We start from the raw sequence: 15578 nt of genomic DNA, 5'->3' as shown, positions 1-15578 counted from the left end.
CGCCATTAGATTAATCTCATATTCCAGTTTTTTTAGCTCAATTAGTAATTATAAGCTGTATTTCTAAGCGCCAATGTCCGACAATAATCTACAGCAACCCCCAGCTGATATATTTGTAATTATTCGGACAGATTGATTGAAATTTCGGTTTTGCCAAACCAGTTGCGTTCCGTGATTAAAGCAGATTTCCACACCTGCTTCTTTTCATGCAATATTGGCTTTCCTAAACGAAACTATAAAGGCTAAAGGCCTTGCAAAATTCAGCCTGGGAATGCGCAGTTTTTTTAGGGTTGAAAAACATTTTTGATTTACCCACAAACTTTCCCGTAAAACCGAAAATATTTAGCATCTTAGCTTCAAGATGGCTTTGTAAATCAAACCAATTATACTTCTATCCAGAATCAAACTTATATGAAAGCAACAGGCACATTCAATGCAGACTTGAAACCTATTGACGGCTATGCTGAAGGAATAAACGACATCAAGCTTAACAGAATATCGATCGATAAATCGTTTGAGGGTGACCTCACGGGCACAAGTAAAGGTGAGATGTTAAGTGTCATGACGCCAGTAAAAGGCTCGGCCGGCTACGTGGCTATTGAGCAGGTGACCGGAGAAATCGGCGGCATGAACGGAAGTTTTGTGTTGCAGCATTTCGGAACCATGCACTCGGGACATGAACGCCTGATTCTTGAGGTCGTCCCCGATTCAGGCACCGGGGACCTGGCCGGCATCAGCGGCAGCATGTCCATAAAAATTAATGACGGTCAGCATTTTTATGAGTTTGATTTTTCAATCGCCGCAGAGTAGTAGGTCGAACGTCCCCGTTCGACAGGATTGGAAGCAGCTTAAAGGTTGTAATTAAATGTGGGTTATATTTCTGTACCAGCGATTGAGCTCACAAGAAACGAATTGTTTGAAGCAACATAATCGAAGCAAGAGCTTCGGTCTAAGTATCTCGGGTCGCTGACCCGAGAGGGAATGATGTTTTTCCCGCCGGTAGCCACTTTAAGTTTGGACACCCATTAAAACCCGTTCTTTTCACCAGAATTGGAACATTTTTGAACTACGATGAAGCGGGTCAGCGACGCCGCTCTACGTAGGTCGAACGTCCCCGTTCGACAGGACTGGAAGCAGCTTAAAGGTTGTAATTAAATGTGGGTTATATTTCTGTACCAGCGATTGAGCTCGCAAGAAACGAATCGATTGTAGCGAAGCAATCGAAGCAGGAGCTTCGATTTACATCCCCTAAAACCTAACATCTTTTATCTCTAATCTAACATCTACATTCTGTCCGGTGCCGTAATCCCCAGAATTCCGAGCCCGTTTGCCAGGACCTGTGCGGTGGCTTTAGCCAGTTCTGCACGAGCGTCCATCAGCGCCTGTTCTTCGCCGATAATTCTGCAGTCGTGGTAGAATGAGGTAAAGTCGGACGCCAGTTCATTCAGGTATGTAATGACGCGGTGCGGCTCCATATGTTTTGCCGCGAGTTCAATCACATCAGGAAATCCCAGAAGTTTTTTAATGAGCGTAACCTCTGACGGATGAGTCAGCAGCTCAAGCTTATGATTCTCTGCCTCTTCAGTTATTTCAGCTTTTTTCCTGAGAATCGACTGGATTCGGGCGTGTGCATACTGCAGATAAAACACCGGGTTTTTTTCGCCAGTCTCTTTTGCCTGTGCCACATCAAATTCAAGATGTGTATTGGGTGATCGCATCAAAAAGAAGAAACGAGTCACATCCTCACCCACATCGTCCATCAGCTCATCCAGCGTCACAAAGTTCGCTTTCCGGGTGCTCATTTTATACGGTTTACCATCTTTAACCAGCGTTACAAACTGGTACACAAGAACATCCACTTTGTCCGGGTCGTAGCCCAACACCTTAATCCCGTTCATCACGTCGGGATACGTGTCGATATGGTCGGCACCAAAAACATCAATGCAAAGATCAAATCCGCGGTCGAGCTTGTTGGCGTGGTAGGCAATATCAGGCAGCCGATAGGTCGGCTCGCCTGTACTTTTAATCAGTACTGTGTCTTTGTCCTTGCCAAATTCCGTAGTTTTAAACCAAACGGCTCCTTCCTCATTATAAGCCATCCCCTTTTCCCTGAAGGTCTCGATCGTTTGTTCAATCGCGCCGCTATCATACAGTGATTTTTCATTGAAGAAAGAATCCATTTCAATATTCATCCGCCTGAGCGTATTCTGAATCTGCTCAAAAATGGCCGATTCAGCTGCTTCTTTAAATATGGTTTCATCATCTTCATCAGCGAGTTTCTTACCAAGTTCATCCACCAGGCTCTGCGCTATCTCTTTGATATATTCCCCTTCGTACCCATCTTCAGGCATCTCCGCATCCTGTCCGATCGCCTGCAAGTAGCGCGCCTTCACGCTGAGCCCGAGCTTACGCATCTGCCGGCCGGCGTTATTGAAATAGTACTCCCTGTCAACTTCGGCCCCCGTCCACTCCAGGAGCCGCGCGACGGTATCGCCCAGAACAGCATTTCGTCCGTGGCCTACCGTTAGCGGCCCCGTGGGATTTGCGCTTACAAATTCAACAAGCGCCTTTGTCCCTTTTTTCTCATCCGATCGCCCGAATGCTTCACCATCCGCGATCAGATTTTTCAGGGCATTCGTAAGGTATTGATCGGAATATCTGAAGTTGATAAAACCGGGGCCCGCCACGCCAGCCGACTCAATCAGCTCAGGATCAAGTTCCAGCTTTTCAAGAATTTCTCCGGCAATTTTCCGCGGATTATTCCGAAGCGGTTTAGCAAGATGCATCGCCACATTGGTTGCCATGTCGCCATGCTCGGGATCCCGGGGTGTTTCGAGCTGTACATCAGGCATCTCCGCCGGATCAATGTCAAACTGTTCAAGTACTTGCTTTAGCTGCTTGGTAAGGTATGCTTCAATCTGCATGGCAGAAATTTTTGTGATCTTTGGTATTGTTCAATTAAGTGCCAAAGATACAGCTTTTAGTCAGGGAATCTCTACTCTATTATAGGGTGAAGATCTCACCTTTCACTCATTTGATTCGTTCGGCACTCTTTAATCCTACTGGTGATAGATTCTAAGCATGAAATATGTAATAAGCTTTTAATCCCATCTCGAGAGGGGACAGAATCACAAAACAACGCGGAGTTTCCGTTTTGGGGTTCAGGGGTGTGTTTGATAAGGCCGTAAAGCGTGAAGATAGATCTGATCCAGTTTAAGAATACTGAACATATTACTTCTTACCCTCATCCGGCGTTGCCGTTTCGAATAGGCGTTGTTCAAAATGGATCTAAGAACAGTGAGATGTCTCCACTCATCCCTCCAAAAGGCATGTCGGGATTCGGTCGACATGACATCGCGTGGTGGCAATAGTGGGCGGCGTTTTCAACTAAAAAATTTGTAACGGCCTGACTTACGCCGCCAATCGCAAACAACTTTCACGGCGCGACAGGAGATATAGTTCGATTCCTATTATTTATGCGCCGTGCTTTCTTAACCGCTCTCATTGTCATATCGACTGCAAGCCGCGCTTTTTGGCCGGAATGGAGATACCTACCTGTCCGCCCACCGGCTGATCTCCTTGTTACCGGTATGAATTTTGATCGCTCGCTGTTCAAAATGCATCTAAGAACACAATGGTCTATTCTGTCTCCAAAATTTTAGTGGTGCCCCACTTTTGGGGCAAAATTGGCAGCTACCGATGACAGATTGTAAAATGTGTCGTTTTAGTGTTTAAACAAAGATTATTTCTATGATCACTTATCTTATTAATTGAAAATGTAAGTCGGTTACGCGCTTGCGCGAAACAAAAAAACCCTGCAGGGGCGGCCCATATTATAGCCCCGTACAAGCGCCGTGGTTCTTCGGCGCGTAGTGCGGGGTAAGAGAAGGCAGGCGTCTCAAGTCCCCGAGGCGGGTGATTCTACAGAAGAATTGAATGCAGTCGAAGGGGTTATGAAAGATCTATTCCATGGATGAATAACGATCTGATGAGGTGCTTTTGAAATTTAAATTTACCCGGAACACCGCACACTACCCACCACTCGCAAAACGCATAGTACTTCCGGATCGGAAAACGCATCCTGTCACCTCTCATATGGTGTTGCCCAGCCTTTTGGAGCAAAATTATAGGCTACCAATGACAGATTTTTAAAAGTTTTTTTTAGACTTTAATCGACGTTTTCATCTTTATGAACACTTACGTTATCATGTGCAGATGTGCTGCCGGTTCCGTGCCTGCACGTAACAAAAAGCCCCGACAGGGGCGATCGCTTGATAGCCTCGTACAAGCGCCGTGGTTTTTCCGGCGCGCAGTGCGGGGTTAGCAGAATCTGGCCGTCCAGACACACCGAGGCGGTTGATTTCGCAGAAGAAAGGGATACAATCGAAGGGGGGCAAATGATTTAAACCGTGGTTTCATCATCGGCTGAATCAGTACTTTTAAGAGTTAAATTTGCCCGGAACACCGCATGCTATTCCTGAATCGATAAACGCATTCTTCCAATATTTATATGGTGCTTCCACTTTCTTGACAAGTTTAAAAGCCACCACCCATCAAATGGTTCTTTACCATCATTTCTATATATTGGAATTGAACTTTAGCTAAACCGATTGCTCATGTCCTATCGCCTAAATTTTTTAGTCACCTTATTCATATTCTTAATCGCAGCTCCCGCCATCTTTTCACAAGGCACACGACTGCTGCGGGAACCCACCATTTCTGATAACAGTATCGTTTTTGTGCACGCCTACGATCTCTGGAAAGTGAACCGAACCGGCGGCGATGCCACCCGCCTGACCAGCAACATTGGCGGAGAAATGGCTCCTCACTTTTCGCCTGATGGAAGCATGGTTGCTTTTACCGGGCAGTATGAGGGGAATTCTGATGTGTATGTTGTGTCGGCTGAAGGAGGATCTCCTGAACGTCTCACCTGGCATCCTGGCACAGATATGGTGACCGGCTGGACGCCCGAAGGTGAGATCCTGTTCCGATCGGGACGCGATGGACATCCCACGCAAACCAATAGAATCTGGAAAGTCAGCCCTGATGGAGGCACACCAACTGTTCTGCCCATTCCCCGGGCTGCCAATGGCGACATCTCTGATGACGGACAACATATCGCCTACAACCCGATCACGTTTTGGGACCCGGAATGGAGAAACTACCGCGGCGGCCAGGCCCAGCCGATCTGGATTGTAGACCTGGATTCTTATGAACTCGTTCAAACGCCCCGAACCGACAGCGAACGCCACACCGATCCGGCCTGGCTTGGTGATGAGGTGTTCTATCTCTCAGAACGGGATTTCGCCAACAATATCTGGTCGTTTAATCCTGAAACAAATGAAGAGAAACAGTGGACGTTTCACTCACAGTTTGATGCCAAGAACATTGATGCCGGATTTGGAATGATTGTGTATGAGCAGGGTGGCTACCTGCACCTGCTCGATCCCGAAACTGAAACCACGAAACAGCTTGAGATTCACGTGGCGGGCGACATGAGCTACGGCCGTACGCGATGGGAAGAGCCATCAGCATTCAATATGGATAATGCTGAGATATCACCCACGGGCAAACGGGCTGTCTTTCAGTTCCGGGGAGAAATCATCACCGTGCCAAAAGAAGATGGAACATGGCGAAATCTCACAAACTCGTCAGCTTCCGCTGAACGGTACCCCGTGTGGTCGCCCCAGGGTGATAAAATTGCGTGGTTTTCTGATGAAAGCGGCGAATATACGCTTATGATTTCTGATCAGTATGGGTATGAGCAGCCGCGAATGATAGAGCTTCCGAACCCAACGTTTTACTTCCGGCCAGACTGGTCGCCTGATGGTGAACATATCGCCTATACTGATACGGACTATAATCTCTGGTATGTAAATGTGGAATCTGGAGAAGCAGAGATGGTCGACACCGATGGTTACGCACATCCAAACCGGACCATGAACCCGGTATGGTCGCCCGACAGTAAATGGATTGCCTACGTGAAGCTGCTCGACAATCAGTTTAAGGCGCTGCATGTGCACAACGTGGAAACCGGCGATACGCATCAGCTCACCGATGGCATGTCGGACGCCATTACGCCTGCATGGAGCGAAGATGGAAAATACATATGGTTCCTGGCCAGCACCGATTACGGGCTCAACACCGGCTGGCTCGATATGAGCTCCTATAACATGCCGGTGACCCGCGCACTGTACATGATTGTTTTAGCTGATGGCGAACCGTCACCACTACTACCCAAAAGTGACGACGAGACCGCCGCATCCGCTGATGAAGAGACTGATGAAGCTGACGCCGAATCCGAAGAGGAGCTAACAGTTGTTATTGACACTGATGGAATTGCCGAGCGCACGCTCCCGGTTGACGTTCCCGAACGCAACTACACCGGCCTGATTCCCGGACCCGGCGGGAGCGTGTTCTTTACTGAATCAGTTCCAAATGAAGGCACACGGCTCCATAAATATGACCTGGAGGCACAAGAGAGCAGCTTGTTTATGGGAAGCGTGAACGAAGCCGTTGTTTCTCACGACAGACAAAACCTGTTGTACAGAAGCGGGGGAACCTGGGGAATTGTAGGAACCGATACAGGCGAGAAATCACCCGGTGACGGTGCTTTGGACATTTCCGGCGTAAAAGTGCAGGTAGATCCCATGGAGGAGTTTACACAGATTTTTCGTGATGGATGGAGGTTCATGCGCGACTTCCTGTATGTCGACAACATGCACGGGGCGCCATGGGGGGAAATTTATGAGTGGTATGCGCCATGGGTGGCTCATGCAAAACACCGCTCAGACCTAAACTATGTGCTCGATATCATGAGCGGCGAAGCAGCTGTGGGTCACTCCTATGTGGGCGGCGGCGACTTTCCTGATCTCGAAGATGTGCAGGCCGGATTGCTGGGCGCAGATATTTCACTACAAAATGGTGCGTATCGCATTGATAAGATTTACACGGCAGAAAGCTGGAACCCCGATTTGCGAGCTCCCCTATCCGGACCCGGCATAGATGTAAATGAGGGAGATTATATCCTCGCCGTGAACGGAAACGCCATCAACCCGACAGAAAACTTTTACAGTAATTTTGAAGGTACGGCCAACCGTCAGGTTCAGCTGCTTTTGAATGATACTCCCGATCAGGAAGGTGCCCGGCTTGTGACAGTAGTGCCGGTCAGCAGTGAGGGCGGACTGCGAACGCGCGAATGGGTGGAAGGGAACCGCCGAATGGTTGACGAGATGTCGGATGGACAGCTGGCCTATGTGTGGGTGCCCAATACCGGTCAAAGCGGATACAACTATTTCAATCGCTACTACTTCGCCCAGCAGGATAAGCTCGGCGCGGTGATTGACGAGCGAAACAATGGCGGAGGTTCGGCGGCCGATTATATGGTAGATATTATGGATCGTGAGCTGCATGGATTTTTCAACAGCAAGGCGGGTGATCGCAAGCCATTCACCACACCGGGCGCCGGCATCTGGGGCCCGAAAGTGATGGTGATGAACGAACGCGCCGGCTCTGGAGGAGACTTACTGCCGTTTCTGTTCAGAAAGATGGAAATCGGCCCACTTGTCGGAACCACAACCTGGGGTGGCCTTGTGGGCACCTGGGATACGCCTCCTTTTATTGATGGCGGATATTTTGTGGCTCCGCGAGGCGGATTCTACAACCTGGAGGGCGAATGGGATGTTGAAGGCGAAGGTATCGAACCCGATATTCATGTTATGCAAACGCCTAAAGAGGTGATTGAAGGGCACGATCCACAGCTGGAGCGCGCGGTGGAAGAAGCAATGAGGATGCTTCAAAACTATGAAGATCCAATTGTTCCCACGCCTGAAGATCCCGTACGATGGAAGCGGCCGGACCGTTTTGAGATGGACGGTGGGAATTAGAATCCAGGAGAATACATTTTCCTAAAGTACATGAGTCATCGCGGGCCCCGACCCGCGATCTCCCATCTTTGCCATGGAGAGGGAGTTGCCATTGGCAAGGTGTATGGTTCTGGCATGAATGGGAGATGCCGCATCGGGGTGCGGCATGACGAATAAATTGTTTCACTAATCTAAGTCATCGCGGGCCTTGACCCAAGATCTCCAGTCTCAGCAACGGAGTGGGGTTAACCCTGGCAAAATGTACGATTCGGGCAGGAATTGGAGATGCCGTATCGGGGTGCGGCATGACTAATAAATTGTTCACTAATCTAAGTCATCGCGGGCCCGACCTGCGATCTCCCATTTTCTTTTGGACTTTAGATTTTACCATTGGAAAGTATCTATTCATAACCGATTTTGGAGATCCCGGCTCAAGGCCGGAATGACGAGTAAACCTCAATAAAATTTCACATCATGAACATTCAAAACAAGACAGCCATTGTCACAGGAGCCAGCCGGGGAATCGGGCTGGCAATCGCAAAAGCACTCGTTAATGAAGGCGTAACCATTGCCGGATGGAGCCGAACGCCGCCGGAAGAGTTTTCTCATGAGCATTTCCATCACATCAAAGCGGACCTGACAATAGAGGAATCTGTGGAAACAGCCTTTCAGTCTACCATCGAAACACTTGGCGATTCTATTCCCATTCTTATCAACAATGCGGGCATGGGATATCGCGGGGTAATGGAAGAGATGCCGAGTGACAAGTGGCGGCAACTGTTCGATCTGAATGTGCACGGAATTTTTTATACCACAAAGCGGATCATTCCCCTGATGAAAAAAGAGAAGGGCGGACATATTATTAACATCGGCTCCGGAGCAGGCACAAACGGTATTGCCGGAATGAGTGCCTATTGCGGGACTAAGTACGCTGTGAACGGAATCACGGAATCGCTCCATCAGGAGCTTCGCGATTTTGGAGTGAAGGTCAGCTGCCTCTCACCCGGCTCGGTAGATACCGGATTTTCTGAATCAAATAAAAACAAACTGCAGCCAGAGGATCTTGCGGCATCGGTCGTTCACATGCTAAAATGCCCGCAGAACTTTCATTATACGGATGTGCAGGTGAGGCCGCTACAGCCTTAAATAATTCATTTTAAAATGGGTACAGAATATCTCGCCTTGAGGGGAGTGGTCCGCCCGATGGCGGATCGAGGGGTGTTCGGATCCTACCAGTGCAAGTTCGCCTGTCACATCATACATTGCGTTAACTACTCCTGGCTAAGGTAATTCTAAGTTGTTTTTTCGAATGGTGATATTTTCTCCAAAAAAATTTCAAAACCATTCAAAATCTGTTTTGCTCGGAATTCTAAGCTTCGTATATTTAAGTCTGTTTTGAAAAACAGGGCGCTTAGCTCAGTTGGTTTAGAGCATCTCGTTTACACCGAGGGGGTCGGGGGTTCGAATCCCTCAGCGCCCACTAAAAGCCCATGTAAGTCATTGATTTACATGGGCTTTTTTATTTTATGGTGCAAACATTAGTGATAACAAACACATAATATCCTCTATCATTCTAATCTTTATTGAGAGCACTTTGATAAAATCTCTATAAAAATTGATGTCAAATCTTTTCTCAAAACATTAAGAGCTTCAGAAATCTAGACGAAGGCACACTAAGCCTAGTAAGTCAATGACTTGCAAGGCTTTTATATTATGTGGCACAAACATATGTACAAACATTATTTATTTGCATATGTTAAAATAACCCTTTCTATTAGTCTTTAAGCAAAAGAAAGAGCTAGACACAACTAATACCAAAAAAGTATTTCATCATGCCAAAAGTATTTCTATCACACAGCAGTAAAGACAAAAAATATGTTAGACAAGTAATTAAAGAACTGCGAAAATCCGATATAATCTACGATGAATTCTCATTTGAGGCGGGAGGAAAAACTTTAGATGAAATAATGAATGGATTAAATAAAACTGACTTATTTGTCTTATTTATATCTGAAAACTCACTTAAATCTGAGTGGGTTGAGCGGGAAATGGACCAAGCGCAAGGCCTTGAAGAGAGAAACCTAGTAAAAATATTACCAATAATAATAGATCCAAATATATCCTATAAATCAACCGACATACCAAAATGGCTTACAGATCACTATAATGTTAAGTATGTGGCAAGACCTGTCATTTTCTCAAGATTAATCAAACAAAAACTCCAAGAGCTATCTTGGGAAAAACATCCTACACTTGAAGCAAGAAAATCAATCTTTGTAGGAAGAAACGGATTGATTAGAGAGTTTGAGCAAAGAATTGATGATTATGATTTGGACTTACCTTGTGTAATTTTTGCCTCAGGCTTGCCTAATATTGGTCGAAAATCATTAATGAAACACTGCTTAATTAAGTCCAATGTAGTTTTGAAGCAGTCTTTTCAACCATATGTTATACCTATTGACAGCCATGAAAGTATCGAAGATTTCATACTCAAATGTTATGACTTGGGTATTTCTGCTGACATAAGCACAGATAATCTTATTAGTAAGAGTATTGAACAGAAAGCAGATATTGCATGTAAATTGATTAATGATATTCAATCTTCAGATGAAATAATATTCATTGAAGATACAGGTGGAATCATCTTACCTGGTGGACATATAGCAAATTGGTTTTTGAAGATCTTAGAATTAGGATGTATAAACCAAAGCAAAATTGCTTTGTGCATATCTTCAAGATTCAACACCAACAAGGGATTTTTAAATAGGTACGATTCAATTTACTATATGGAGGTACCAGAATTATCTCGAAGTGAACGTAAGGGGCTCTTCAAGAGATACTGTGACCTTAAGGGTCTTAGATTGAGTTCAGAAGACCTTAAATTCTTTTCCCAGCATCTCTCCGGTTATCCAATGCATGTATATTACACCTCGAATTTCATCAAGAAAAATGGCCTTCCTTATGCAAAAAAGAATGTTGACAAAATAAGGGAGTTCAATCATGACCAAATAAGCACTTTATTGACTGAGTTTGAAGATGATGCCAAAGCTTTCGAACTACTTCGTCTATTATCTGAATTTGACTTTATCAGTTATGACTTTCTTTCAACGCTTCTCGAAAATGAAGAAATATCATTAAATTATATCGATGATTTCATTAACAAGGCGATTTGTGAACTATTCGGACGTAATAAAGAATACATCCGACTGATAGATGCTGTCCGGAATTATATAATGAGAGGGAATAAAAAATTATCCAATAAATATGAAAAAAATCTAAAGAGGCACGTCGATCAATGGGTAAAAAACGAAGACTTACACGTAGAAGATATTTCCAACTTTTTTATTTCAATTAAAAAAGCGCTAAACAACGGGTTTAAAATTCCAAAAAAGTATCTAATTCCTTCTCACTACTTAAAATCAATGATTGATAAGTATCAAAATGACAGAGATTATTCTGGAGTTATAGACCTTGGAAGAACAATTTTAGAGAACGAAGAAAACCTTGATGAATTTATTTTACGAGAGATAAAATATTGGGTTTGTCTTTCTTATGCTCGAATGGCGAGTGAAAAATTTTTAGAAGAAGTACAGTTTTTCAGACACACACGAGAATATGATTTCCTACTCGGTTACTATTATCGTCGCATTGGTAAATTTGATCAAGCAATTGATAGATTTTTACTAGCGTTACAAGACAGCCCTAATTTTCACCGAGCAAAGCATGAATTAGTCCAGTCATATATGGATAATAATGATTACAAGAATGCAAAAAAGTATGCTAAAGAGAATTATATTCACAGTACAACTAACCCTTTGCATATTCAATCTTATTTTATTTGCATTCTCAATACAACAAATAGATATGATAAAAAGACTGTTTCTACATTGGATCAACTGATTCATGACCTTGAAAAGGTAAAAACAGAAAGAGGAAAAGAAATTGAGCTAACAACAAAAAGTAGATACTACCAAATTGTCAAAAAGGATACTGATAAAGCTTTGGAGTATGCAGAAAATGGCATAGCAGATTTTCCCAATTCACCTTATCCATTAATACAAAAATTCGAGATCCTAAGAGTTTTAGGGAAGACTGCTCAAATGAGTGACACCTTGGATAAACTAAGACTAATAGTTGGAGAACAGAGCATTATGTATATCATGAGAAAAGCTATTTTAATGACTCTAAATGGTGAAATCTACGATGCCAAATATTTGATCGACAATACACCAACTATCAATCATTTTAGAAAGAGAAAACTTACTCAAGAACTAAACGAGATCGAACAATCCCAAATTTAATTACGGCGAAGTATGGGACTATAAACAAGCCCATAGTCCCAATACCATTCGGATCTGATAACAACTCACAGCTAAGTACAACTTTTGACATACCAACTTTTATTTTGGTTGTTTGATGCAGTTTAAGCGATCAACCGAATACGAACCCAATTTCACTAAGGTGAGTCTGGCTTAAGTGGTGTAGCCTAATACGCTTGTTCAACCCAATTAAGTGCCTCTACAAAACTACCCCAATAGCCGAATATGGTAAGATTAAGAGGGAGGGTAATCATCTTAGCCATTCGAGAATTGTTCTTCTTGGTGAGTTTCTTAACTAATCGTCGAAATTGAACGAGCTGTCTTCCTGTAAGTTCGGCTTCATGCATAAGATCACCCCAAATGCGGGAGCATCCATACTCTTTAGAAACACCCGGGTTAATCAAGCATAAAACAAATTTCATTGTATATTAGGCCTCAGACAGCTAACATAATTAACCTACCCTGCTATGGCCCCGGTTCATGTCACCAAGTATTCCGGAAATACAGAAACATATGATGAATCCAAACTTCGTCAATCCCTGCAAAGTGCCGGGGCACCTGAACATCAAATTGACGAAACGGTAAACAGAGTTCAGGGAATTCTTTATGACGGCATCTCAACAGAAGACATTTATAAGGAAGCATTTAAATCTCTACGGAGTTTTTCAAAGAGATCGGCTGGACGCTACAGGTTAAAGGAGGCTCTTTTCGAACTGGGTGATTCCGAATTTCCGTTCGAATCGTTTATTGCTGAACTGCTTAGCCGACTGGGGTACGAAACTGAATTGGGCGTAACCGTTCTTGGCAACTGCATCACCCACGACATTGACGTAATCGCGCAAAATGATGATGCATATCTCCTGGTAGAGTGTAAATTTTGTACCCGCGATGAGCAGCGCTGCAATGTAAATGTGCCTCTTTACGTCCAGTCCCGATTCCAGGATGTAAAACAGAACTGGAGCGACGGAACGGAACCTGCTGAAAAAATCCATAAAGCCTGGCTGGTTACTAATTCGCGGTTCACGTACGACGCGGAAGAGTACGGTAACTGCATTGGGTTGAAACTGCTGAGCTGGGATTATCCCCGAAAAAAGGGTGTCAAAGATTTGGTTGATTATTTAAACCTCTACCCGGTCACCTGCCTGTCAACTCTGACGAAAGAGGAAAAATATCAGATTCTGAACCAGGATATCATTTTTTGCACTCAGATTGCAGACGATAAAACATGCCTTGAAACGGCCGGCATCAACCCAAGGCAGATCAACAGAATTGCCAGGGAGGCTGAAGAGATTAGCAGGTGACCTTTTGCATTTTAATGTATGATTTTATCCGTTTCTCTCAGATATCTCCCCCATTTACATTATGTTTGATTATTCCTTCGTATAATCGGAGCTGAATCAGACCTGATGAAAACTACTGTTTACATACTCTACAGCCCGCTGGTCGATCGCTATTTTGTGGGCAAAACATCAAACCTGGAGAAAAGCCTGGCCCGGCATAATTCCGGTAAAAACAAACACACCAAAACCGGCTTGCCCTGGAATTTAATGTACAGAGAGTCGTTTGATTCGGCTGATGCAGCCCGTGAAAAAGAAGTTCAGATCAAATCGAGCGTCAACCGCGAGCAGCTTATCGGATTTATCCGGAGTGATTCGAATGAACTGAACAATGATAATCCATGATTTAAGTACCTGTAATTTCATATGTTGCTGTGTCTGCCAGACAGCATCGCTTTCATCACCAAACAACACTCACATAATCAAATCGTATGAAAACAATGACATGCAGGGAATTAGGCGGTGCTTGTGATAAGAAGTTCAGCGCCGGCAGCTTTAATGAAATCGCTGAATTAAGCAAATCGCACGGTATGGAGATGATGCAGAAAGGGGACCAGCCGCACATCGATGCCATGAAAAAGATGCAGCAGAAGATGAAATCTCCGGATGCGATGACGGAATGGTTTGAGCAGAAAAAAGAGATGTTCGAAAATCTTCCTGAAGATAAATAGCTGAAATGCACAGCATATAGACCTATCGGCTGCCTGCCGGATTCCCGAGATAAAGCTTAAAACATTGACTGAAATGCCCCCTCAACTTACGATCAGGAAAGAAACAGCCTCGGACATTGCAGAGGTTTACGATGTGAACCGCACGGCGTTTGATCGCGAGGATGAAGCTAACCTTGTGGATGCACTACGAACAAACTCATCTGCCTTTATCCCGGAGCTTTCAATCGTTGCAGCATCAGAGAATGGGATTGCTGGGCACATTCTGTTCACGAAGATATCAATCCATGATGGCGACGGAATAAAACATGACAGCCTCGCGCTTGCCCCGATGGCCGTACGTCCTGATCTGCAGAACCAGGGAATTGGCGGGCGGCTTATACGGCATGGATTTGATGTTGCAAAACATCTCGGTTTTAAATCTGTCATTGTTCTGGGCCACCCTGACTACTATCCAAGGTTTGGATTTGAACCTGCTGGACAATGGGGAATCAAAGCGCCGTTTGATGTTTCTTCAGAAGCGTTTATGGCGATTGAGCTTGGGCCGGGAGGACTCCAACATGTGTCGGGAACCGTTAACTACCCAAAAGAATTTAGTTCTCCATGATAAGGCCAAGGGTGAAAATTTGTTGCATAAGCAGTATTGAGGAAACAGAAATGGCAATTAATCACGGTGCATCGGCGCTGGGACTTGTTAGTCGAATGCCAAGCGGGCCTGGTGTGATCGATGATGAACAAATTCGAATTATAGCTGATGCAGTGCCTCCTCCCATTTCTACGTTTCTTCTGACCAGCGAAACCAATCCAAAAGAGATCGTAAGTCATTACAAGCGGGTTCATACAAACACTATTCAGCTTGTTGATGAGCTTAATAATCGGGATTACGGCTTTCTCCGTGAACAACTTCGGGGAGTAAAGCTGGTGCAGGTCATTCACGTAATGGACAAATCATCGATCAAAGAAGCCGTTGAGATTTCGGAATTCGTGGATGCAATTCTACTTGATAGCGGCAATCCAACAGCATCGGTCAAAGAGCTTGGCGGTACCGGCCGGACCCATAACTGGGACATCAGCAGAAAAATAAGAGAATCCATATCAATCCCCCTGTTCCTCGCAGGTGGACTCACCAAAGAAAATGTTACCGAGGCCATTAAAACCGTTCAGCCTTTTGGTATTGACCTATGCAGCGGCGTTCGGACAAACGGCAAACTTGATGAACAGAAACTGAGAGAGTTTTTTGAGGCAGTCAATTCGTCAATTTAAATTGAATCAATTGACCTGATACTGTTATTGTAAGTTTGCGGTTCGAGGATAAGGACGGTGGTGTATACGAGATCCGCAATGTCTCAATGAGACATTGCGGATCTATCTCTTATGGATCATTTCATT

The 15578-nt window shown here is 44.7% G+C and carries 11 protein-coding genes and 1 tRNA gene; 10 read left to right on the top strand and 2 right to left on the bottom strand.

What is annotated here, in order from left to right; all coding sequences use genetic code 11:
- Nucleotides 1-411: 411 nt before the first annotated feature.
- Entirely contained in the window at nt 412-810 is a 399-nt protein-coding gene (locus tag AABW11_RS03465) for a DUF3224 domain-containing protein (protein WP_340103378.1), read from the top strand.
- Nucleotides 811-1283: 473 nt separating this feature from the next.
- Here the strand turns inward: AABW11_RS03465 and argS are convergent, their stop codons facing one another.
- Nucleotides 1284-2924, bottom strand: coding sequence for an arginine--tRNA ligase (gene argS, locus AABW11_RS03460; RefSeq protein WP_340103377.1), 1641 nt, complete (start codon nt 2922-2924; stop codon nt 1284-1286).
- A 1692-nt stretch (nt 2925-4616) separates the two neighbouring features.
- Here argS and AABW11_RS03455 point away from each other — a divergent pair.
- On the top strand, nt 4617-7886 hold the full coding sequence (locus AABW11_RS03455; RefSeq protein ID WP_340103376.1) for a S41 family peptidase: 3270 nt from the start codon (nt 4617-4619) through the stop codon (nt 7884-7886).
- A 21-nt stretch (nt 7887-7907) separates the two neighbouring features.
- On the opposite strand, the gene AABW11_RS03450 is transcribed toward AABW11_RS03455, so the two are convergent.
- Nucleotides 7908-8033 (bottom strand): hypothetical protein, encoded by a 126-nt coding sequence (locus tag AABW11_RS03450; RefSeq protein ID WP_340103375.1) that lies wholly within the window; start codon nt 8031-8033, stop codon nt 7908-7910.
- Nucleotides 8034-8339: 306 nt separating this feature from the next.
- Between AABW11_RS03450 and AABW11_RS03445 the strand changes: the two genes are divergently transcribed.
- The 8 genes from AABW11_RS03445 to AABW11_RS03410 all read left to right on the top strand — a co-directional run bounded on the left by AABW11_RS03445 (nt 8340) and on the right by AABW11_RS03410 (nt 15452).
- On the top strand, nt 8340-9011 hold the full coding sequence (locus AABW11_RS03445; protein ID WP_340103374.1) for an SDR family oxidoreductase: 672 nt from the start codon (nt 8340-8342) through the stop codon (nt 9009-9011).
- Between the two features lie 259 nt (nt 9012-9270).
- A tRNA-Val gene (locus AABW11_RS03440) sits at nt 9271-9345 on the top strand.
- A 352-nt stretch (nt 9346-9697) separates the two neighbouring features.
- Entirely contained in the window at nt 9698-12166 is a 2469-nt protein-coding gene (locus tag AABW11_RS03435) for a toll/interleukin-1 receptor domain-containing protein (RefSeq protein WP_340103373.1), read from the top strand.
- Nucleotides 12167-12651: 485 nt separating this feature from the next.
- Nucleotides 12652-13485, top strand: coding sequence for a restriction endonuclease (locus AABW11_RS03430; protein ID WP_340103372.1), 834 nt, complete (start codon nt 12652-12654; stop codon nt 13483-13485).
- A 105-nt stretch (nt 13486-13590) separates the two neighbouring features.
- A complete protein-coding gene (locus tag AABW11_RS03425) occupies nt 13591-13866 on the top strand; it encodes a GIY-YIG nuclease family protein (protein WP_340103371.1) in 276 nt (91 codons plus the stop codon).
- Between the two features lie 86 nt (nt 13867-13952).
- A complete protein-coding gene (locus AABW11_RS03420) occupies nt 13953-14192 on the top strand; it encodes a hypothetical protein (protein ID WP_340103370.1) in 240 nt (79 codons plus the stop codon).
- A gap of 73 nt (nt 14193-14265) precedes the next feature.
- Nucleotides 14266-14796, top strand: a complete 531-nt coding sequence (locus tag AABW11_RS03415) for a GNAT family N-acetyltransferase (RefSeq protein WP_340103369.1) — start codon at nt 14266-14268, stop codon at nt 14794-14796.
- Nucleotides 14793-15452 (top strand): phosphoribosylanthranilate isomerase, encoded by a 660-nt coding sequence (locus AABW11_RS03410; protein ID WP_340103368.1) that lies wholly within the window; start codon nt 14793-14795, stop codon nt 15450-15452. The genes AABW11_RS03415 and AABW11_RS03410 overlap by 4 nt, the downstream gene beginning before the upstream one ends.
- Nucleotides 15453-15578: the final 126 nt, after the last annotated feature.

Origin of the sequence: Rhodohalobacter sp. 8-1, assembly GCF_038150125.1 — a bacterium.
Classification (GTDB): domain Bacteria; phylum Bacteroidota; class Rhodothermia; order Balneolales; family Balneolaceae; genus SW132.
This window is presented reverse-complemented; position numbering and strand designations above follow the sequence as displayed.

Excerpts from the sequence above, each read along its gene's own strand:
- AABW11_RS03465 (WP_340103378.1), top strand. The coding sequence starts at position 412 with ATGAAAGCAACAGGCACATTCAATGCAGACTTGAAACCTATTGACGGC.
- argS (WP_340103377.1), bottom strand. The coding sequence starts at position 2,924 with ATGCAGATTGAAGCATACCTTACCAAGCAGCTAAAGCAAGTACTTGAA.
- AABW11_RS03455 (WP_340103376.1), top strand. The coding sequence starts at position 4,617 with ATGTCCTATCGCCTAAATTTTTTAGTCACCTTATTCATATTCTTAATC.
- AABW11_RS03450 (WP_340103375.1), bottom strand. The coding sequence starts at position 8,033 with ATGCCGCACCCCGATGCGGCATCTCCCATTCATGCCAGAACCATACAC.
- AABW11_RS03445 (WP_340103374.1), top strand. The coding sequence starts at position 8,340 with ATGAACATTCAAAACAAGACAGCCATTGTCACAGGAGCCAGCCGGGGA.
- AABW11_RS03435 (WP_340103373.1), top strand. The coding sequence starts at position 9,698 with ATGCCAAAAGTATTTCTATCACACAGCAGTAAAGACAAAAAATATGTT.
- AABW11_RS03430 (WP_340103372.1), top strand. The coding sequence starts at position 12,652 with ATGGCCCCGGTTCATGTCACCAAGTATTCCGGAAATACAGAAACATAT.
- AABW11_RS03425 (WP_340103371.1), top strand. The coding sequence starts at position 13,591 with ATGAAAACTACTGTTTACATACTCTACAGCCCGCTGGTCGATCGCTAT.
- AABW11_RS03420 (WP_340103370.1), top strand. The coding sequence starts at position 13,953 with ATGAAAACAATGACATGCAGGGAATTAGGCGGTGCTTGTGATAAGAAG.
- AABW11_RS03415 (WP_340103369.1), top strand. The coding sequence starts at position 14,266 with ATGCCCCCTCAACTTACGATCAGGAAAGAAACAGCCTCGGACATTGCA.
- AABW11_RS03410 (WP_340103368.1), top strand. The coding sequence starts at position 14,793 with ATGATAAGGCCAAGGGTGAAAATTTGTTGCATAAGCAGTATTGAGGAA.